This is a genomic window from Rhizobium sp. WSM409, assembly GCF_057653825.1.
This window is the reverse complement of record NZ_CM172794.1, coordinates 2,858,594-2,878,440: the sequence shown is the minus strand read 5'-3', so window position 1 is coordinate 2,878,440 and position 19,847 is coordinate 2,858,594. Positions and strand designations below refer to the sequence as shown.

Genomic DNA, 19,847 nt, shown 5'->3' with positions numbered 1-19,847 from the left:
AAACAAGGGGCCCTGAATGCTGATCTGGCTTGTCGAACTGTCGGAATATTTCAAATTTCTGAATCTGTTCAGATATATTACCTTCCGCACGGGGGCCGCTCTCTTTACCTCAGCGCTGATCGTCTTCCTGTTCGGGCCGACGATCATCAATTCGCTGCGCATCCGGCAAGGCAAGGGCCAGCCGATCCGCGCCGACGGGCCGCAGACGCATTTCAAGAAGGCCGGCACGCCGACCATGGGCGGGCTGATGATCCTCGCCGGCATCGTCGGCGCATCGCTGCTCTGGGCCGATCTTTCCAACGTCTATGTCGTCGCGACGCTGCTGGTGACGCTGGGCTTCGGTGCGATTGGTTTCTACGACGATTATCTTAAGGTAACGAAGCAGAGCCATATGGGCTTTTCCGGCAAGGCGCGTCTCGGCATCGAATTCGTCATCGCCGGCATCGCCGTCTATTTCATGATGCGCACCGCCCTTGCCTCGGGGATTGCCGGCTCGACCTTCGGCTCCTCGATCGCCTTTCCCTTCTTCAAGGACTTCATGATCAATATCGGCATCATGTTCGTCGTCTTCGGCGGCTTCGTCATTGTCGGCGCCGGCAATGCCGTCAACCTGACCGACGGTCTCGACGGGCTTGCCATCGTGCCTGTGATGATCGCCGCCGCCTCCTTCGGCGTCATCGCCTATCTCGCCGGCAACGTGGTGTTTGCGAATTACCTGCAGATCAATTTCGTGCCCGGCACCGGCGAACTCGCCGTCGTGCTTGGCGCCGTCATCGGCGCTGGTCTCGGTTTTCTCTGGTTCAACGCGCCGCCGGCCGCCATCTTCATGGGCGACACGGGGTCGCTGGCACTCGGCGGCACGATCGGCACCGTCGCCGTCGCCACCAAGCACGAGATCGTCATGGCAATCATCGGCGGCCTCTTCGTCATCGAGACGCTGTCCGTCATCATCCAGGTCGGCTTCTTCAAGATGACCGGCCGGCGTGTCTTCCTGATGGCGCCGATCCATCATCACTTCGAGAAGAAGGGCTGGACCGAGAGCCAGGTGGTGATCCGCTTCTGGATCGTTGCCGTCGGCCTTGCGATGCTCGGCCTTTCGACGCTGAAGCTCCGGTGAGGCGGCGATGATCCCGGTCACGACGCTCAAGGACAGGAAGGTCGCGCTCTTCGGGCTCGGCGGCTCCGGCTTTGCCACCGCCCGGGCGCTGGTATCAGGTGGTGTCGAGGTGACCGCCTGGGACGACAATCCCGACAGTGTCGCCAAGGCCGCTGCCGAAGGCATCAGGACGGAGGACCTGCACAGCATCGACTGGAGCCAGCAGGCGCTGTTCGTGCTGTCGCCCGGCGTGCCGCTCACCCATCCGAAGCCGCACTGGACTGTCGATCTTGCCCGCGCGGCCGGCGTCGATATCGTCGGCGATGTCGAGCTCTTCGTACGCGAGCGCCGCGCCCATGCGCCGGATTGCCCTTTCATCGCCATAACCGGCACCAACGGCAAGTCGACCACGACGGCGCTGATCGCCCATATCTTGAAATCCGCCGGCTACGACACGCAGCTCGGCGGCAATATCGGTACGGCCGTGCTGACGCTCGATCCGCCGAAGGCCGAGCGTTATTACGTCGTCGAATGCTCCTCCTACCAGATCGATCTGGCGCCGACGCTGGACCCGTCGGCCGGCATCCTGCTCAACCTGACGCCCGATCATCTCGATCGTCACGGCACGATGCAGCATTATGCCGATGTCAAGGAACGGCTGGTCGCCGGTAGCGATGTTGCAATCGTCGGCATCGACGACAGCCATTCGGCGCTGATTGCCGACCGCGTCGAGCGGGCGGGCGTCAAGGTGGTCCGCATCTCGCGCCGCAACGTCGTGGCCGACGGGATTTATGCCGAGGGCACCAGGCTCATCAAAGCTGCCGGCGGCGCGATGCTGCCTTTCGTCGATCTCGACGGCATCCAGACGCTGCGCGGCAGCCACAATGCGCAGAACGCCGCCGCAGCCGTCGCTGCCTGCCTTGCCGTCGGCGTGTCGGCCGATGACATCCGCGCCGGCTTTGCCTCGTTCCCCGGCCTCAAGCACCGCATGCAGCCGGTCGGGCAGCGTGGCCGTGTCGTTTTCGTCAACGATTCCAAGGCGACCAATGCCGATGCCGCGGCGCCGGCCCTTTCGAGTTATGATCGCATCTACTGGATCGCCGGCGGCCTGCCGAAGGCTGGCGGCATCACGACGCTCGCTCCCTATTTTCCGCGCATCGCCAAGGCCTATCTGATCGGCGAGGCGGCGGCGGAATTCGCCGCGACGCTCGGCGAGGCTGTTCCTTACGAAATATCGGATACGCTGGAGCGCGCCGTCGCGCATGCGGCCGCCGATGCCGAACGCGACGAGAGCGCCGCTTCGGCCGTGATGTTATCCCCGGCTTGCGCAAGCTTCGACCAGTATAGGAATTTCGAAGTCAGGGGCGAAGCCTTCGTCGGCCACGTGGCAGCGCTTGACGGGATTGCGATGCTGATCGGTCCGGCAACAGGAGAGAAATGACATGGTAAGCCGCGCGGAACGTGGGCCTCTGGCCGATTGGTTCTGGACCATCGACCGCTTCTTCCTGGCGATGTTCATCTTTCTGATGGGCATCGGCTTTATGCTGTCATTTGCGGCATCTCCTGCGGTCGCCGAACGCATCGGGCTCGAGCCTTTCCACTTCGTCAAGCGCCATGCCGCCTTCATGATCCCCTCGATCGGCGTCATGCTCGGGCTGTCGTTCCTGACGCCGCGCCAGGTGCGGCGCACCGCGATCCTGATCCTGATCATCTCGGTCGCCATGATGGTGCTGGTGTTGTTCGTTGGCCAGGAGGTCAAGGGTGGCAGGCGTTGGATCTGGATCGCCGGCCTTTCCATCCAGCCATCGGAATTCATGAAGCCCGCCTTCGTCGTCGTCTGCGCCTGGCTGTTTGCCGAACATGCGCGCCAGCCGGAGATCCCCGGCAATCTCTTTGCCATCATCCTGTTCGGCATCGTCGCAGCCCTTCTCATCGCGCAGCCGGACCTCGGCCAGACCATCCTGACCACGGCTGTGTGGGGCGGGATGTTCTTCATGGCCGGCATGCCGTGGATCTGGATCATGCTGCTCGGCATCGGCGGCGCCGGCGGCCTGCTCAGCGCCTATTACGTCTTCCCGCACGTTGCGTTGCGTATAGACAAATTCATGACCGGCGAAGGTGATACTTTCCAGATCGACACCGCGCGCGAGGCGATCATCCGCGGCAGCTGGTTCGGCCAAGGGCCGGGCGAAGGCATCGTCAAGCGCATCATCCCGGATGCGCATACCGACTTCATCTTCTCGGTCGCGGCCGAGGAATTCGGCATCGTCTTCTGCATGGCGCTCGTCGCGTTGTTTACCGTGCTGGTGCTGCGCGGCCTCTCGCATGCCTATCGCGAACGCAATGACTTCAACCGCTTCGCCGTCGCCGGCCTGGTGCTGCAGATGGGCATCCAGTCGATCATCAATATCGGCGTCAATCTCGAACTGTTGCCGGCGAAGGGCATGACGCTGCCGCTGATTTCCTATGGTGGCTCGTCCATGGTGGCGATCTGCGTCACCGCCGGCTTCATCCTGGCGCTGACCCGCCATCGACCGGAAAAACGCGCGCAGGACCGGAGCCTCTTCCGCGTCCCGCACGGCATGCCGGCGGAGTAGAAGACCATGAGCAAAGGCATCGTGCTGCTTGCCGCCGGGGGAACCGGCGGCCATGTGTTCCCGGCGGAGGCGCTGGCCTTCAAGCTGAAGGAGCGCGGCTATTCGGTGCATCTCGTCACGGACAGCAGGGCCGAGCGTTATGCCGGCAAATTTCCGGCCGAGGAGATCCATGTCGTGCCGTCGGCGACGATCGGCTCGAAGAACCCGGTTGCTGTCGCCCGCTCGCTGTGGACGCTCTGGAGCGGCATGCGGGCGGCAAAGAAGCTGATTCAGCGGCTGCGGCCTATCATCGTCGTTGGTTTCGGTGGTTATCCCACCGTGCCGCCGCTGCTTGCCGCCACCCGGCTCGGCGTGCCCTCGATGATTCACGAGCAGAATGCCGTGATGGGGCGCGCCAACAAGGCCTTGGCAACCCGCGTGCAGGCCATCGCCGGCGGGTTCCTGCCGGAGGGGGGCGCGGCCTTTCCAGACAAGACGGTGACGACGGGCAATCCGGTCCGCCCGGCGATCATCGCTGCGGCCGAGGTGCCTTACATGCCGTCGCATCCGGGCGAGGCCTTCAACCTCGTCGTCTTCGGCGGCAGCCAGGGCGCGCAATATTTCTCCAAGGCGCTGCCGACGGCGATCAGCCTGCTCGACGAGGCGCTTCGCGTGCGCCTGCGCATCACCCAGCAGGTGCGTCCCGAGGATATGGAAATGGTCAGCGGCTGCGTCGCCAAGCTGGAAATGGGGGCCGATATCGCCCCCTTCTTTACCGACATGGCCGAGAGGCTGGCGAGGGCGCATCTCGTCATCTGCCGTTCGGGCGCATCCACGGTTTCGGAAATCTCCGTCATAGGCCGGCCGGCCGTGCTCGTCCCTTACCCGCATGCTCTCGATCACGACCAGGCGGCGAATGCGGCGGCACTCGCTGCGACCGGCGGAGCGAAGGTGATCGCCCAGTCGGAGCTTTCGCCGGAGAAGATCGCGGCGATCCTGACGGCTGTCATGAACGATCCGGAAAAGCTTTCGCACATGGCGGCGGCGGCGAAACGCGCCGGGAAAACCGATGCCGCGAACTTGCTTGCCGACATGGTTGAGGCTATTGCCGCCAGACGGACAATTGCGGAATTCAAGAGGACACGCGCATGAAACTGCCGAAGACGATCGGCCTCGTCCATTTCATCGGCATCGGCGGCATCGGCATGAGCGGTATTGCCGAGGTGCTGCATAATCTCGGACACAAGGTGCAGGGATCGGACCAGGCCGACAGCGCCAATGTCCAGCGCCTGCGCGACAAGGGCATCGAGGTGTTCGTCGGTCACCGGCCTGAAAACCTGGGTGAGGCCGAAGTCGTCGTCGTCTCGACGGCGATCAAGAAGAGCAATCCGGAGCTCATCGCCGCGCGCGAAAAGCTGCTGCCGGTGGTGCGCCGTGCCGAAATGCTGGCCGAGCTGATGCGCTTCCGCAATGCGATCGCCATCGGCGGCACGCATGGCAAGACGACGACCACCTCGCTGGTCGCCACACTACTCGAAGCCGGCGGGCTCGACCCGACCGTCATCAATGGCGGCATCATCAATGCCTACGGCACCAATGCCCGCATGGGCGAGGGCGAGTGGATGGTGGTCGAGGCCGACGAATCGGACGGCACCTTCCTGAAACTTCCGGCCGATGTCGCCGTCATCACCAATATCGACCCGGAACATCTCGATCATTACGGCAATTTCGACGCCGTGCGTGCAGCCTTCCGGCAGTTTGTCGAGAACGTGCCGTTTTACGGCTTCGGCGTCATGTGTCTCGACCATCCCGAGGTGCAGTCGCTGGTCGGCCGCATCGAGGACCGCAAGATCATTACCTATGGCGAGAACCCGCAGGCCGACGTGCGCTTCAAGAATGTGCGCATCGACGGCACGCGCTCAATATTCGACGTCGAAATCCGCCGCCGCCGCACAGGCCAGGTGATCGAGCTCAAGGGGCTGGTCATGCCGATGCCGGGGCGCCATAATATTTCCAACGCAACGGCGGCGATCGCCGTTGCCAACCGGCTCGGCATATCGAGCGCCGATATCGCCAAGGGGCTTGCCTCCTTCGGTGGCGTCAAGCGTCGTTTCACGCTGACCGGCGAGTGGAACGGCGTGCAGATATTCGACGATTACGGCCATCATCCCGTCGAGATCAAGGCGGTGCTGCGCGCCGCCCGAGAGTCCTGCAAGGGGCGTGTCATCGCCGTCCACCAGCCGCATCGCTTTAGCCGTCTTGCGAGCCTGTTCGAGGAATTCGCCGCCTGCTTCAACGATGCCGACAGCATCTTCCTGGCACCGGTCTATGCGGCGGGCGAGGATCCGATCGAAGGCATCGATTCCGTGTCGCTGGTCTCACGCATCAAATCCGGCGGCCATCGCGACGCCCGCTTTATAAACTCGGCGGAGCTTTTGCCGCAGATGGTCGCGGAGGTTGCAAAGCCTGGCGATTTCGTGGTTCTGTTGGGGGCTGGGAGCATCACATCCTGGGCGGCGGCGCTGCCCAAGCAACTGGAAGGCCTATCGGGAAAGTCCGTATGAAACAGGTGAATGGGGAAAAGCTTCTCGCGTCTCTCGGAGACGGTGTAAAGGATATCCGCGGCCGTATCACGCCGGATGCCCCGATGGACCGTGTCACCTGGTTCAGGGCCGGTGGCCTGGCCGAGCTGATGTTCCAGCCGCATGACATCGACGATCTCATCGCCTTCCTGAAGATATTGCCGGAAGAGGTGCCGCTGACGGTGGTCGGCGTCGGCTCCAACATCCTGGTACGCGACGGCGGCATTCCCGGCGTCGTGCTGCGCCTGTCGGCCAAGGGGTTCGGCTTCGTCGAGCTTGCCGGTGAAAACCGCATTCTCGCCGGCGCCATCTGCCCGGACAAACATGTGGCGGCGATGGCGATGGACAACGGCATCGGCGGCTTCCATTTCTTCTACGGCATTCCCGGCGGTATCGGCGGCGCGGCGCGCATGAATGCCGGCGCCAACGGCGTCGAGACGCGCGAGCGGCTGATCGAAGTCCATGCGGTCGACCGCAAGGGCGACAAGCATGTGCTTTCCAACGCCGAGATGGGTTATTCCTACCGGCATTCGACCGCATCGACAGATCTGATCTTCACCTCGGTGCTGTTCGAGGGCTATCCGGAAGAGCGCGCCCAGATCCGCACCGAGATGGACGCTGTGCGCAATCATCGCGAGACGGTACAGCCGGTGCGCGAAAAGACCGGCGGCTCTACCTTCAAGAACCCGGCCGGCCATTCGGCCTGGAAACTGGTCGACGAGGCAGGCTGCCGCGGCCTCGTCATCGGCGGAGCGCAGATGTCGTCGCTTCACTGCAACTTCATGATCAACATGGGGCAGGCAACCGGCTACGATCTCGAATATCTCGGCGAACAGGTGCGTCGCGAGGTCTTCGAAAAAGACGGCATCAAGCTCGAATGGGAAATAAAACGCCTCGGCGTCTTCATGCCCGGCCGAGAAGTGCGTCCGTTCCACGGCGTGACGAGCGAGTAGCGGTTACGTCACCGCAAGCTTCAGGCCTTCGCGCGGTGTGACGACGGGCGACCAGCCAAGCACGTCGCGGGCGTGGGATATATCGACCTGCAGGGAACCGCAAAGACGCTGGTAGACCGCGTCCTTTCCGGTGACGCGCGCACCCATCTGCAACAGTGCTGGGGGGAAGGGGAGCAGCATCGGCTTGACACCTAGCCCTGCGGCAATCCCTTCGATAAGCCCGGGAGTCGAAAGATCTTCTCCATCGCCTGCGAGAAAGGTCTGGCCGGCAGCACCCGGATGCTTGATCCCGGTGATGATCAGATCGACGAGATTTGGAAGGGCGACCAGGGTCCGGAGGTTCTTCAGCGACGCGAAGGGGAGCGGTATCTTCTTCCGGACAAGTCCGACGAGCAGGGCGAAGTTGCCCTTCGCACCGGGTCCATAGACGAGCGGCGGGCGAATGACGACGACTTCCATGCCTGTTCGAGCGGCGATTTCATGCAGCCCGATTTCAGTTTCCAGCTTCGAAATGCCATAGGGATCGATCGGCATTGGCGTATCGTCATGCCGGAAGGGCCGATCGTTCTCCTCGCCATTGACCTTGATGCTGCTGATGAAGACGAACCTTTTTACGCCCGCGCGGGCGGCCTGCTCGGCGAGGTTCAACGTGGCGGCGGTGTTGATCCGACGAAATTCCGCAAGCGGATCGGCTGCGCGGTCGTTCATGATGTGAACACGAGCGGCGAGATGGACGATGACATCAATGCCCTCGAGAACCGCTGTCCAATCGGTTTCGCTTGTTATCTCGATGGGGAAATGCCGCACTGATGTCGGGAAGCTGGCGGCTGCAGATCGCGTCGTCACCGCGAGCTCGGATATCCGCCCTCTATGCAGTCTTTCGACGAGAGGCCCACCGACAAAGCCGGCTGCGCCGGTAATGAGGCATCGCATGATCTTTTCCCGTTTTGCCGTGAGTGTTCCGGTTAACCGGAACTGCTCACGGCATCAATAAAAAAGCCGCGACGTTGGCAAGTCGCGGCTTGTTGTTTGCTTGCTGCTCGAGGCTCAGACTTCCTCGCGGCCCGACAGCCGGATGCAGACGAGCGAGATCACTGCCGAGGCGGCGAGATAGTAGCCGACATAGTCCAGGCTGTAATGGGTGGCGAGCCAGGTGGCGATATAAGGGGCGAGCGAAGCGCCGAAGATGCCGCCGAGGTTGAAGGTCATCGAGGCGCCGGTATAGCGCACCGTGGTCGGAAAGGGGGCGGCCAGGGCAGCGCCGATCGGGCCGTAGGTGAAGCCCATCAAGGCGAGGCCGATGATCGAGCACAGGAAAGCGCCGGTCAGACCGCTGGTCAACAGCGTCGCGTAGAAAAAGCCGAAGATGGCGATGGCAATCGTCGTCAGCGTCAGGATGGTGCGGCGCGAATAGAGGTCGGAGAGCCAGCCGGAGAGCGGGATCGTCAGGCCGAAGAACAGGACGCCGACAAGCTGGACGACCAGGAACTGCTCGCGGGAGTAACCGAGCCCACCCTTTTCCAGAGGTGTCGTACCCCAGGAGAGCGTGAAGACCGTCATCAGGTAGAACAGCACGAAGGTCGCCACAGCAATGAAGGTGCCGAGGATCAGGCTTCGCAGATGGTCGCGGAAGACGACCTCGATCGGTACGGCAACGCGCTCGTGCTTTTCGACGGCTTTGCGAAATTCCGGCGTCTCGGCGATCTTCAGACGGACATAGAGGCCGACGGCGACGAGGGCGAGGCTGGCGATGAAGGGAATGCGCCATCCGTAGTCGAGGAAATCCTCGTTGCTCATCGTTTCCGCCAGGATGAGAAAGAAGCCGGAGGAGAGGATGAAGCCGATCGGCGCGCCGAGCTGCGGGAACATGGCGTACCAGCTGCGCTTGCCGGGAGGAGCGTTTTCGGTGGCAAGCAGAACGGCGCCACCCCATTCGCCGCCGAGGCCGAGGCCCTGACCGAAACGGCAAAGGGCCAGCAACAGGGGTGCTGCGATGCCGATCGCATCATAGCCTGGCAGCATGCCGATCAGGACCGTCGAAAGCCCCATCGTCATCAGTGCGGCGACGAGCGTCGCCTTGCGGCCGATACGGTCGCCGAAATGACCGAAAACCACGGCGCCGATGGGGCGGGCGAAAAAGGCGATCGAGAAGGTGACGAGCGACTGCAGCGTTGCGGCGTTCGAATCGCTTGCCGGGAAGAAGAGATGCGGGAAGACGAGGACGGCTGCTGTCGCGTAGACGTAGAAGTCGAAGAATTCGATGGTGGTGCCGACAAGGCTGGCGATAAGGACGCGGGCCGGAGAATTGACTTGCGTGCTGTTCGAGGCAGGAGTCGGCGATGCGGAGATCGCGTCAGGCATTTTCATTCCAATCAGTATTTTTGTGAATCGCCGTGGGAGGCCGGCGGGTTTTAACGCTATTTCAGGTCTGTGAAAACGTCAAAACATGGAGTGTTCACAGGGGACGCTGCCCGCATGCGTTACCGGCTCGCGGTCCCCGGCGTCATCTCGAATCCTTGGGTTTTCCTGCCTTGCGCGAGGCTTGCCACGGTGACGCTCACATGCTTGACCGGAATCAAATTGTAACGGATTCATTGCTAACCCTCTGGTTGAGGGCGGAGGAAATATCCATGCAAAAGAGTCTTGTCGCCGAATTTCTCGGCACGTTCTGGCTGGTCTTCGGCGGATGCGGCAGTGCCGTGCTGGCCGCGGCCTATCCCGAGCTTGGAATCGGTTTTGTCGGCGTGGCCTTTGCGTTCGGTCTGACCGTGCTCACGATGGCCTATGCCGTGGGCGGCATTTCGGGCGGTCATTTCAATCCCGCCGTCTCGCTTGGCCTTACAGTTGCCGGACGGTTTCCGGCGGCGCGCCTCGTTCCCTATATCGTCGTGCAGGTTGTCGGCGCCATCGCCGCGGCGGCGCTGCTTTATCTCATCGCCAGCGGCAAGGCGGGTTTCGAACTCGGCGGCTTTGCCGCCAACGGATATGGCGAGCACTCTCCGGGTGGTTATTCACTGCTTTCGGCGCTGCTGATCGAAGTGCTGCTGACCATGTTCTTCCTGATCATCATCCTGGGTTCGACCAGCAGCCGGGTGCCTTCGGGCTTCGCGCCGCTTGCGATCGGCCTCGGCCTGACGCTGATCCATCTCGTTGCCATCCCCGTGACGAATACCTCGGTCAATCCAGCGCGTTCCACCGGCCAGGCGCTTTTCGTCGGCGGCTGGGCGCTGCAGCAGCTCTGGCTGTTCTGGATTGCGCCGCTTGCGGGTGGAGCGCTCGGCGGGCTCGTATGGAAATTCCTCGACGACGCCGACTGACTGCAAGATAGCGAGCTATCCCATTGAGCCCGCGCGGTTTTTCCGTGCGGGTTTTTCTGTTTTCGCGGATCGGCGGCGTCTTCGATCTGGCAATCCCGAAGAAGAGAAGGTTAAAAAATCAAGGGCGCGGCAATACGAAGTTAACGAAAGTAAACACTTCATTAACCATAATGATGCTCTAATGCACCCAGGTCGGACAAAGGCCTGAAACGACGCAGACAGCTTCGCGCAAGCGTCGATTTCGAAACTGGAAGTTATTTTTTGGGGGTGTTGATGAGTCGCAAGCATGTCGCTGTCCTGATGGGCGGATTTTCCTCGGAAAGGCCTGTCAGCCTTTCCTCGGGAAAGGCTTGCGCAGAAGCCCTCGAGGCAGAGGGCTTCGACGTGACGCGTATCGACGTGGCGCGCGACGTTTCCGAGAAGCTTGCTGCGCTGAAGCCCGATGTCGTCTTCAATGCGCTTCACGGCCCGTTCGGCGAGGACGGCACCATTCAGGGCATCCTCGAATATCTTGAAATCCCCTATACGCATTCGGGCGTGCTTGCCTCGGCGCTGGCGATGGACAAGGACAAGGCGAAGCTCGTTGCCGGCGCCGCCGGCATTCCGGTGGCCGAATCGCAGGTGGTCAACCGTTTCGCCTTTCCCGCGACGCATCCGATGAAGCCGCCCTATGTGGTGAAACCCGTCCGCGAAGGGTCGAGCTTCGGCGTCGTCATCGTCACCGAAGATCAGGCGCATCCGCCACAGATCGTCAGCTCGCCCGAATGGCGCTACGGCGAAGAGGTGATCGTCGAGCGCTATGTTTACGGTCGCGAACTCACCTGCGGTGTCATGGGTGAAACTCCGCTCGGTGTCACGGAAGTGGTGCCGCAGGGACACAATTTTTATGATTACGACTCCAAGTACGCGGCAGGCGGTTCAAAACACGTCATCCCCGCGAAAATTTCACCGAATATTTACCAAAAAATACAAACATTGTCCCTAAGGGCGCATCAGGCAATCGGTTGTCGCGGCGTCAGTCGGTCCGACTTTCGTTACGACGATCGTTTCTCCGAAGACGGCGAAATCATCTGGCTGGAAGTCAATACCCAGCCAGGTATGACCCCAACCTCGCTCGTGCCCGAAATGGCCGGTCATGCCGGCTATTCGTTTGGTCAGTTTCTCCGGTGGATGGTGGAGGACGCGTCTTGTTTGCGTTGACAGTCAAAAGGATAGGGCGCCCCAGCCATCATGCCGTGCTTCCGATCATGGAAGCCGAAGAGCGGTTCGTGCTGCCGCGTCCGCTGCGCCGGGTCACGCGCTTTCTGATCAGTCTCTGCAGCGGCCGCATTTACATTCCTGTTCATACCGGCACGGTCTCGGCGCTCGCTTTCTTGGGCGCGACGGGGCTTTACGGCATGTCGCTCGGCGGTCACACGGAAGCCGTCGCGCAGGCGACAACGACGGCCGCGGGTTTTGCGATCGAGGACGTGAAGGTCTCCGGCAATTCGGAAACCTCCGAAATCGAGATCCTGCAGTTGATCGGCCTTGACGGCACGACCTCGCTGGTCGCCCTCGACGTCGATGCCGCCCGCCGAAAGATCGCGCATCTTCCCTGGGTCGAAAATGTCGAGGTCCGCAAGATCTATCCGAAGACGATCGAGGTGAAGCTTAAAGAGCGCCAGGCCTATGCGATCTGGCAGCACGGGCAGGAGCTTTCCCTGATCGAGAAGAACGGCAGCGTCATTGCGCCGCTGCGGGACAACAAGTTTTCGGCGCTGCCGCTCGTCGTCGGCCGCGATGCCGAAACGGCGGCGGCTTCGCTCGACGATGCCTTCTCGAAATGGCCCGACGTGAAGGCCCGCGTGAAGGCCTATGTCTGGATATCCGGGCGTCGCTGGGACCTGCATATGGACAACGGCGTCGTCGTCAAGCTCCCGGAAGACGGTATTGACCAGGCACTGGCGACGCTTTCGAAGTTCGACAAGGAGCACCAGCTGCTGGAGCGGGACATTGCCGCAGTCGATCTCAGGCTGGCCGACAGAACCGCGATCCAGCTGACGCCGGAGGCGGCGGTCCGCAGGCAGACGGCAGTGACGGAGCGTACGAAAGAATTGAAGAAGGCGGGGCAGAATATATGAGCTTGTTCGGTTCATCCCATTTCGGATTGCCGCGCCTGAAGCCGCTTTCGTCGAAGCGGTCACATGTCGTTTCGGTGCTCGACATCGGTTCGACCAAGGTCGTCTGCATGATCGGCCGGCTGACGCCGCGCGAGGAAAGCCAGATCCTGCCGGGCCGCACGCACAATATCGAGATCATCGGCATCGGTCACCAGCGTTCCCGTGGCATCAAGACCGGCGTCATCGCCGATCTCGACGCGCTGGAAGGCGTCATCCGTCTCGCCGTCGACGCGGCCGAGCGCATGGCGGGGCTGACCGTCGAAAGCCTGATCGTCAACCTGACGGCTGGCCGCCTCGGCAGCGACATCTATACCGCGACGATCGATCTCGGTGGCCAGGAAGTCGAACTCAACGATCTGAAGAAGGTGCTGTCGGCCGCTTGCCAGCAGTCGCTGCGCCAGGACCGCTCGGTGCTGCATTCGCTGGCGACCGGCTTCTCGCTCGACGGCGAGCGCGGCATCCGCGATCCGCTGGCGATGTACGGCGATGCGCTCGGCGTCGACATGCATGTGGTGACGGCGGAGCGCTCGGCGCTGAAGAACCTCGAACTCAGCGTCAATCGTGCGCATCTGTCAGTCGAGGGCATCGTCGCGACGCCCTATGCATCGGGTCTTGCGGCTCTCGTCGACGATGAGGTCGAGCTCGGCTGCGCGGCGATCGACTTGGGCGGCGGCACGACGACGATCTCGGTCTTTGCCGAGGGCAAGCTCGTTCATACGGATGCCGTCGGCCTCGGCGGCCATCACGTCACCACCGACCTGGCGCGCGGTCTTTCGACCCGCATCGAGGATGCGGAGCGGCTGAAGGTCGTGCATGCCTCGGCCCTTTCGAATTCCTCCGACGAGCGCGAGTTGATCTCGATCCCGCCGATCGGCGAGGACGATCGCGACCAGCCGTCGCAGGTGCCGCGGGCGCTGGTTTCACGCATCGTCTCGGCCCGTATCGAAGAGACGATGGAACTGATCCGCGACCGTATCCAGCGCTCCGGCTTCAGCCCGATCGTCGGCAAGCGCGTCGTGCTGACCGGCGGAGCGAGCCAACTGACCGGCCTTGCCGATGTGGCGCGGCGCATCCTTGCCCGCAACGTCCGCATCGGCCGTCCGATGGGCGTCTCGGGGTTGCCGACGGCGGCCAAGGGTCCGGCCTTTTCGACGGCCGTCGGCCTGATGATCTATCCGCAGGTCGCGGACATGGAGACACATGCGTCACAGAGCGGTCTGCTCATGTCGCTTGGAGGAAATAACAGCCGCATCGCCCGTATGGGCCAGTGGCTGAAGGAAAGCTTCTGAAATTGCGTAATTGGCCGGCGTGGCGATGCGGCCAGAGAGAGAAGGAACAGGTACCATGACCATCAAGCTGCAAAAGCCTGACATCACAGAGCTGAAGCCGCGCATCACCGTGTTCGGCGTTGGCGGCGGAGGCGGCAATGCCGTCAACAATATGATTACCGCCGGCCTCCAGGGCGTCGATTTCGTCGTCGCCAACACGGATGCGCAGGCGCTGACGATGACGAAGGCCGAGCGCATCATCCAGCTCGGCGTCAACGTCACTGAAGGCCTCGGTGCCGGCTCGCAGCCGGAAGTTGGCCGGGCGGCCGCCGAGGAGTGCATCGACGAGATCGTCGATCACCTGAACGGCACGCATATGTGCTTCGTCACCGCCGGCATGGGCGGCGGCACCGGCACAGGTGCTGCTCCGGTTGTCGCACAGGCGGCTCGCAACAAGGGCATCCTGACGGTCGGCGTCGTCACCAAGCCGTTCCATTTCGAAGGCGGGCGCCGCATGCGCCTGGCCGAGATGGGCATCCAGGAACTGCAGAAGTCTGTCGATACGCTGATCGTCATTCCGAACCAGAACCTTTTCCGCATTGCCAACGACAAGACGACCTTCGCCGATGCCTTCGCCATGGCTGACCAGGTTCTCTATTCGGGCGTTGCCTGCATCACCGACCTGATGGTCAAGGAAGGCCTCATCAACCTCGACTTCGCCGACGTCCGCTCGGTGATGCGCGAGATGGGCCGGGCGATGATGGGCACCGGCGAAGCTTCCGGCTCCGGCCGCGCGCTGCAGGCTGCAGAGGCTGCGATCGCCAACCCGCTGCTCGACGAAACCTCGATGAAGGGCGCCCAGGGCCTGCTGATCTCCATCACCGGCGGTCGCGACCTCACCCTCTTCGAAGTCGACGAAGCCGCGACCCGCATCCGCGAGGAAGTCGATCCTGACGCCAACATCATCCTCGGCGCCACCTTCGACGAATCGCTCGAAGGCATCATCCGCGTCTCGGTCGTCGCAACCGGCATCGACCGGGCGATGAACGAAGCCGCCGAACGCAACCTCCAGCCGGCAGCAAGGCCGGTTATCCGTCCCTCCGCGGCTGTTGCTCCGGCAGCGGCCGCAGTTCAGCCTGCCCCCGTGATGCAGGCACCGAAGGCCATGGATCCGATCGCGCAGACCATCCGCGAAGCCGAGATGGAGCGCGAGCTCGAAATTCCGGCCCCGCGTGCTGCCGCATCGCTGCAGCAGCCGGCTCCACAGCAGGAGGCCTTCCGTCCGCAGAGCAAGATCTTCGCGCCTGCACCGGAAGCTCCGGCAATGCGTCCGGCACCGGTACAGCAGCAGGCTCCGGCGCCCGCCATGAGCCAGCCGGTCATCAGCCAGCCGGTCCAGCAGCAGCCGATCCGGCAGGAGCCGGTCATCCGTCAGGCGCCCGAACCGATGCGCATGCCGAAGGTCGAGGATTTCCCGCCGGTCGTCCAGGCCGAACTCGACCACCGCACGCAGCCGGCGTCTGCCCATGCGGCGGAGGAGCGCGGTCCGATGGGCCTCCTCAAGCGAATCACCAATTCGCTTGGCCGTCGCGACGACGACGCCGTTGCCGCCGATATGACCGCAGCACCGCCGGCCGCTTCGCAGCAGCGCCGTCCGCTGTCGCCGGAGGCAAGCCTCTACGCACCGCGTCGCGGCAACCTCGACGACCAAGGTCGCGCGGTTCCGCAGGCCCGGATGATGCAGGAAGACGACCAGCTGGAAATCCCGGCATTCCTGCGTCGCCAGTCGAACTGATACCGTGCTTCGGCACCCGTTCATGCCCGGGATCAAGGTCCCGGGCATTGCTGTTTTTCAGCCTGCGATTCGCGAGCAATTTCAATCGCGTGACTTCGTAACAAAGCGAAAGAAACAGTGATTTGGATTGGAGCGTCGGCGCACGTAAGTATGGTCGCAAGAAAACTGCCCTGGGAGTCTTTTCGACGGCTCCTTATGCAGAATGAACGATGACCGTGCCGATCGGACAGACCGCCGGTACGGAAGAATAAAAGGCAGAGTTTATGGCAATTGGCTTGCTGGGTTTTCAAACGACGGTATCGCGTCCCGTGACGCTTTCGGGCACCGGGGTCCATTCGGGCGCGGAAGTGTCGATCACCCTGAACCCGGCCGAATCGGACACCGGCGTCGTTTTCCAGCGCCTGCATGACAATGGCGACATCACCGAACTCAAGGCCGTCTCCTCGCAGGTAGGCAATACCGACCTCTGCACCGTGCTCGGCTTCTCGCCGGCCCATTCGGTTGCGACGATCGAGCATGTCATGGCCGCCGTCTATGCGCTCGGCCTCGACAATGTGGTGATCGAGGTGCAGGGCTCCGAAATGCCGATCATGGACGGAAGCTCGCTGCCCTTCGTCGAGGCAATCGAGCAGGTCGGTCTCGTCTCCCTCGGCGTCAAGCGCCGCTATATCCGTATCACCAAGCCGGTGCGAATTGAGCATGGCGGCTCCTGGAGCGAATTCCGTCCCTATGACGGTACACGCTTCGAAGTCGAAATCGATTTCGAGTGCCCGCTGATCGGCCGGCAGAAGTGGGCCGGCGATATGACGCCCGCCGTCTTCAAGGCCGAGCTTTCCCGCGCCCGCACCTTCGGCTTCATGCGCGATGTCGAACGTCTCTGGGCGTCGGGCCACGCGCTCGGGTCCTCACTCGAAAATTCCGTCGTCATCTCGGACGACAACACCGTCATCAACGTCGAAGGGCTGCGTTACGCCAAGGATGAATTCGTCCGCCACAAGACGCTCGATGCCGTCGGCGATCTGTCCCTTGCCGGCGTCCAGTTCATCGGTTGCTACCGTTCCTATCGCGGCGGTCACAAGATGAATGCCAATGCGCTGAAGGCGCTGCTCGCCGATTCCTCCGCCTACGAAGTGGTCGAGACGTCGACGCCGCGCCAGCGCGTCGCTGCCCGCGAACTGATCGCGGTCAGTGCTTCGGAATTCGCTCCCTGGTCGGCATGACCTCCAGCATATTCTCAAGACCAGGCCGCCTCTTTCCCGGAGGCGGTTTTTTTATGTCCGGCCGTGTCTGCGACAATAGACCGATGCCTAGCCGCCACAGCTCGGGAAGAAGTTGAAAAGCCGATCATTCTGCGGCTGCTGCCACAAAAATGCGTTAATGCCTTATCATTGCGTTGCTCTTGATGCACATTTGTGGCTAGAAACGCCAGCGAGGCGTGGCTGCCGTGGAGAGAGCGGCAGCAGTGGGGTTCTTTCGAATGGGTTATGCAGGATCTGAAGGTATGATGAAGACAGCGCGCGCTTTGTTCGCATCGCTTCTGGTGCTCAGCGCAGGCGCCTCGATCTCCGGTTGCCAGTCGGATCCCGACATCGACATCACCAAGCTCGGTCTCGAAACCGATCCGCCTGACGTGCTCTACACCCAGGGCCTGGCCAATATGAAGGCAGGCAACATGGCGGAAGCGGCGCGCAAGTTCGACGCGATCGATCGCGAGAACCCGTTTTCCGAATGGGCGCGCAAGGCGCTTGTGATGAGCACCTTCGTCAAATACCGCCAAGGCCGTTTGGACGATGCGCTTGCTTCCGGCAACCGCTACATGTCGCAATATCCGAAGTCCCAGGATGCTGCCTATGTGCAGTATCTCATCGGTCTCACCTATTCCAAGCAGATCGTCGACGTGACGCAGGACCAGCGCGCCTCGGCCAAGACGATCGAGGCGATGCAGGCCGTCATCGACAATTATCCAAACTCCGAATATGTCGACGACGCACAGGCCAAGATCCGCTTTTCGCGCGACCAGCTCGCCGGCAAGGAAATGCAGATCGGCCGCTACTACATGGAGCGGAAGGAATATCTCGCCGCGATCTCGCGCTTCCGTATCGTCGTCGAGAAATATCCGAATACGAACCAGATCGAAGAGGCCTTAGCGCGTCTCGTCGAAGCTTATTACGCCATGGGCATCGTCGACGAGGCGCAGACAGCCGCTGCCGTTCTCGGTCACAATTATCCCGACAGCCAGTGGTATGCTGATTCCTACAAGCTGCTGCAGAGCGGCGGTGCCGAGCCGCGTGAAAACAAGGGCTCGTGGATCGCGGCAGCGGGCAAGAAACTTCTTCTCGGTTCCTGAGGCCAATGCTGATCCAGCTTTCGATCCGCGATATCGTCCTGATCGAGCGGCTGGATCTTGCCTTCGAGACCGGCCTCTCCGTCCTGACGGGCGAGACCGGGGCGGGTAAATCCATCCTGCTCGACAGCCTGTCGCTGGCGCTGGGTGGACGCGGCGACGGCGACCTGGTGCGTCATGGCGAGGACAAGGGCCAGGTGACGGCGGTGTTCGACGTCGGCATGGAACACGGCGCCCGCACACTCCTGCGTGAAAACGGCATCGACGACGAGGGCGATCTGATCTTCCGCCGTCAGCAATCGGCGGACGGACGCACCAAGGCCTATGTCAACGACCAGCCGGTCAGCGTGCAGCTGATGCGCCAGGCCGGTCAGATGCTGGTCGAAATTCACGGCCAGCACGACGATCGCGCCCTTGTCGACACCAATGCCCACCGCACCCTGCTCGATGCCTTTGCCGGCCTCACCGACGAGGTTTCGGAAGTCTCCCGGCTCTATCGCCTGTGGCGCGACAGCGAGCGGACGCTGAAGAACCACCGGGAGAAGGTGGAAAGCGCGGCGCGCGAAGCCGACTACCTGCGCTCGTCGGTCGAAGAGCTCGAGAAGCTCTCGCCGCAGGATGGCGAGGAGGAAGAACTCGCCGATCGCCGGCAGAAGATGATGAAGGCCGAGCGAATCGCCGGCGATATCGCCGAGGCGTCCGAATTCTTGAACGGCAATGCCTCGCCCGTGCCCCATATCGCCTCGCTGGTGCGCCGGCTGGAGCGCAAGAGCCATGAGGCGCCGGGGCTGCTCGAAGACACCGTGACGCTGCTCGATGCCGCGCTGGACCAGCTTTCCAACGCGCAGATGGAAGTCGAGGCGGCACTGCGCAAGACCGAATACGATCCAAGAGAGCTGGAGCGGGTGGAGGAGCGGCTTTTCGCGCTCAGGGCCGCCTCGCGCAAATATTCCGTGCCCGTCACCGAGCTGCCGGCGCTTGCCGTGCGCATGATCGCCGATCTTGCCGATCTCGACGCGGGCGAGGAGCGGCTTGCTCGGCTCGACGCCGAGGTCGGCCTGGCGCGGGAAAATTACGATGCGGCGGCGCGCTCGCTGTCCGACAAGCGCCATCATGCCGGCACCGCACTGGCTGGGGCCGTCATGGCTGAGCTGCCGGCGCTGAAACTCGAACGCGCCCGTTTCATGGTCGAGATCACCACGGATGCGGGCGAGGCGCTGGCCGAAGGCATCGACGTCGTCGAATTCCATGTTCAGACCAATCCGGGCACGCGACCGGGCTCGATCATGAAGGTCGCCTCGGGCGGCGAACTGTCGCGTTTCCTGCTGGCGCTGAAAGTGGCGCTCGCCGATCGCGGATCGGCCCCGACGCTCGTCTTCGACGAAATCGATACCGGCGTCGGCGGCGCGGTGGCCGATGCGATCGGTCAGCGGCTGAAGCGGCTGTCGGAGCGGGTGCAGGTGTTGTCGGTCACGCATGCGCCGCAGGTCGCGGCGCGGGCGGCGACGCATCTCTTGATTTCCAAGGGACCGTCGGCCGACGGTTCGGAAAAGATTGCCACCCGCGTCGCGACGATGGCGCAGAAGGATCGCACCGAGGAGATCGCCCGTATGCTGGCCGGGGCTTCGGTTACCGAAGAGGCGCGGGCGGCGGCGAAGCGGCTGCTGGCCGGCAACGGCTGATTTTTCTTCCGACGCTCTTTCCGCTTAGGCCGGCGGGATGACAATCATCCCGTGGCGCGATATGCGCTGAAGCTT

At 62.6% G+C, this 19,847-nt stretch carries 16 protein-coding genes; 14 read left to right on the top strand and 2 right to left on the bottom strand.

The window, feature by feature from the left end:
- The first annotated feature begins 16 nt into the window (after positions 1 to 16).
- From mraY to murB, 6 genes are read left to right on the top strand one after another with little or no spacing between them, the layout of a single operon-like run.
- Positions 17 to 1,117, top strand: a complete 1,101-nt coding sequence (mraY, locus tag AC25BC_RS14430; RefSeq protein ID WP_003541415.1) for a phospho-N-acetylmuramoyl-pentapeptide-transferase — start codon at positions 17 to 19, stop codon at positions 1,115 to 1,117.
- A 7-nt stretch (positions 1,118 to 1,124) separates the two neighbouring features.
- Positions 1,125 to 2,537, top strand: a complete 1,413-nt coding sequence (gene murD, locus AC25BC_RS14425; protein WP_128438180.1) for a UDP-N-acetylmuramoyl-L-alanine--D-glutamate ligase — start codon at positions 1,125 to 1,127, stop codon at positions 2,535 to 2,537.
- A 1-nt stretch (position 2,538) separates the two neighbouring features.
- Positions 2,539 to 3,693, top strand: coding sequence for a putative lipid II flippase FtsW (gene ftsW, locus AC25BC_RS14420; RefSeq protein ID WP_012758288.1), 1,155 nt, complete (start codon positions 2,539 to 2,541; stop codon positions 3,691 to 3,693).
- 6 nt (positions 3,694 to 3,699) lie between these two features.
- The gene (murG, locus tag AC25BC_RS14415) at positions 3,700 to 4,824 is read left to right on the top strand and encodes an undecaprenyldiphospho-muramoylpentapeptide beta-N-acetylglucosaminyltransferase (RefSeq protein WP_017994719.1); all 1,125 of its coding nucleotides are present in this window, start codon (positions 3,700 to 3,702) and stop codon (positions 4,822 to 4,824) included.
- On the top strand, positions 4,821 to 6,236 hold the full coding sequence (gene murC / locus AC25BC_RS14410) for a UDP-N-acetylmuramate--L-alanine ligase (protein WP_012758286.1): 1,416 nt from the start codon (positions 4,821 to 4,823) through the stop codon (positions 6,234 to 6,236). The genes murG and murC overlap by 4 nt, the downstream gene beginning before the upstream one ends.
- On the top strand, positions 6,233 to 7,207 hold the full coding sequence (gene murB, locus AC25BC_RS14405; protein WP_012758285.1) for a UDP-N-acetylmuramate dehydrogenase: 975 nt from the start codon (positions 6,233 to 6,235) through the stop codon (positions 7,205 to 7,207). The genes murC and murB overlap by 4 nt, the downstream gene beginning before the upstream one ends.
- Before the next feature lie 3 nt (positions 7,208 to 7,210).
- Here murB and AC25BC_RS14400 read toward each other — a convergent pair whose 3' ends face one another.
- Complete coding sequence (locus AC25BC_RS14400) at positions 7,211 to 8,140, bottom strand: UDP-glucose 4-epimerase family protein (protein WP_012758284.1); 930 nt, start codon at positions 8,138 to 8,140, stop codon at positions 7,211 to 7,213.
- A gap of 114 nt (positions 8,141 to 8,254) precedes the next feature.
- Positions 8,255 to 9,568, bottom strand: a complete 1,314-nt coding sequence (locus tag AC25BC_RS14395) for an MFS transporter (protein ID WP_026157426.1) — start codon at positions 9,566 to 9,568, stop codon at positions 8,255 to 8,257.
- Positions 9,569 to 9,837: 269 nt separating this feature from the next.
- On the opposite strand from AC25BC_RS14395, the gene aqpZ reads away from it, so the two are divergent.
- The 8 genes from aqpZ to recN all read left to right on the top strand — a co-directional run bounded on the left by aqpZ (position 9,838) and on the right by recN (position 19,772).
- Positions 9,838 to 10,524 carry an aquaporin Z gene (gene aqpZ / locus AC25BC_RS14390; protein ID WP_012758282.1) on the top strand — a complete coding sequence of 229 codons (687 nt, stop codon included), beginning with the start codon at positions 9,838 to 9,840 and terminating at the stop codon, positions 10,522 to 10,524.
- A 273-nt stretch (positions 10,525 to 10,797) separates the two neighbouring features.
- Positions 10,798 to 11,724, top strand: a complete 927-nt coding sequence (locus AC25BC_RS14385; RefSeq protein ID WP_012758281.1) for a D-alanine--D-alanine ligase — start codon at positions 10,798 to 10,800, stop codon at positions 11,722 to 11,724.
- Positions 11,712 to 12,644: a cell division protein FtsQ/DivIB gene (locus tag AC25BC_RS14380; protein WP_012758280.1), complete on the top strand. Its 933-nt coding sequence runs from the start codon at positions 11,712 to 11,714 to the stop codon at positions 12,642 to 12,644. The genes AC25BC_RS14385 and AC25BC_RS14380 overlap by 13 nt, the downstream gene beginning before the upstream one ends.
- A complete protein-coding gene (ftsA, locus tag AC25BC_RS14375) occupies positions 12,641 to 13,972 on the top strand; it encodes a cell division protein FtsA (RefSeq protein ID WP_012758279.1) in 1,332 nt (443 codons plus the stop codon). The genes AC25BC_RS14380 and ftsA overlap by 4 nt, the downstream gene beginning before the upstream one ends.
- 55 nt (positions 13,973 to 14,027) lie before the next feature.
- Positions 14,028 to 15,746: a cell division protein FtsZ gene (ftsZ, locus tag AC25BC_RS14370; protein WP_012758278.1), complete on the top strand. Its 1,719-nt coding sequence runs from the start codon at positions 14,028 to 14,030 to the stop codon at positions 15,744 to 15,746.
- 263 nt (positions 15,747 to 16,009) lie between these two features.
- A complete protein-coding gene (gene lpxC / locus AC25BC_RS14365) occupies positions 16,010 to 16,966 on the top strand; it encodes a UDP-3-O-acyl-N-acetylglucosamine deacetylase (protein WP_012758277.1) in 957 nt (318 codons plus the stop codon).
- Positions 16,967 to 17,223: 257 nt separating this feature from the next.
- Entirely contained in the window at positions 17,224 to 18,093 is an 870-nt protein-coding gene (locus AC25BC_RS14360) for an outer membrane protein assembly factor BamD (RefSeq protein WP_027683752.1), read from the top strand.
- 5 nt (positions 18,094 to 18,098) lie between these two features.
- Complete coding sequence (recN, locus tag AC25BC_RS14355) at positions 18,099 to 19,772, top strand: DNA repair protein RecN (RefSeq protein WP_012758275.1); 1,674 nt, start codon at positions 18,099 to 18,101, stop codon at positions 19,770 to 19,772.
- Positions 19,773 to 19,847: the final 75 nt, after the last annotated feature.

Bases quoted from the DNA above. Each gene is read 5' to 3' on its own strand.
- mraY (WP_003541415.1), top strand. From the start codon at position 17: ATGCTGATCTGGCTTGTCGAACTGTCGGAATATTTCAAATTTCTGAAT.
- murD (WP_128438180.1), top strand. From the start codon at position 1,125: ATGATCCCGGTCACGACGCTCAAGGACAGGAAGGTCGCGCTCTTCGGG.
- ftsW (WP_012758288.1), top strand. From the start codon at position 2,539: ATGGTAAGCCGCGCGGAACGTGGGCCTCTGGCCGATTGGTTCTGGACC.
- murG (WP_017994719.1), top strand. From the start codon at position 3,700: ATGAGCAAAGGCATCGTGCTGCTTGCCGCCGGGGGAACCGGCGGCCAT.
- murC (WP_012758286.1), top strand. From the start codon at position 4,821: ATGAAACTGCCGAAGACGATCGGCCTCGTCCATTTCATCGGCATCGGC.
- murB (WP_012758285.1), top strand. From the start codon at position 6,233: ATGAAACAGGTGAATGGGGAAAAGCTTCTCGCGTCTCTCGGAGACGGT.
- AC25BC_RS14400 (WP_012758284.1), bottom strand. From the start codon at position 8,140: ATGCGATGCCTCATTACCGGCGCAGCCGGCTTTGTCGGTGGGCCTCTC.
- AC25BC_RS14395 (WP_026157426.1), bottom strand. From the start codon at position 9,568: ATGCCTGACGCGATCTCCGCATCGCCGACTCCTGCCTCGAACAGCACG.
- aqpZ (WP_012758282.1), top strand. From the start codon at position 9,838: ATGCAAAAGAGTCTTGTCGCCGAATTTCTCGGCACGTTCTGGCTGGTC.
- AC25BC_RS14385 (WP_012758281.1), top strand. From the start codon at position 10,798: ATGAGTCGCAAGCATGTCGCTGTCCTGATGGGCGGATTTTCCTCGGAA.
- ftsA (WP_012758279.1), top strand. From the start codon at position 12,641: ATGAGCTTGTTCGGTTCATCCCATTTCGGATTGCCGCGCCTGAAGCCG.
- ftsZ (WP_012758278.1), top strand. From the start codon at position 14,028: ATGACCATCAAGCTGCAAAAGCCTGACATCACAGAGCTGAAGCCGCGC.
- lpxC (WP_012758277.1), top strand. From the start codon at position 16,010: ATGGCAATTGGCTTGCTGGGTTTTCAAACGACGGTATCGCGTCCCGTG.
- AC25BC_RS14360 (WP_027683752.1), top strand. From the start codon at position 17,224: ATGGGTTATGCAGGATCTGAAGGTATGATGAAGACAGCGCGCGCTTTG.
- recN (WP_012758275.1), top strand. From the start codon at position 18,099: ATGCTGATCCAGCTTTCGATCCGCGATATCGTCCTGATCGAGCGGCTG.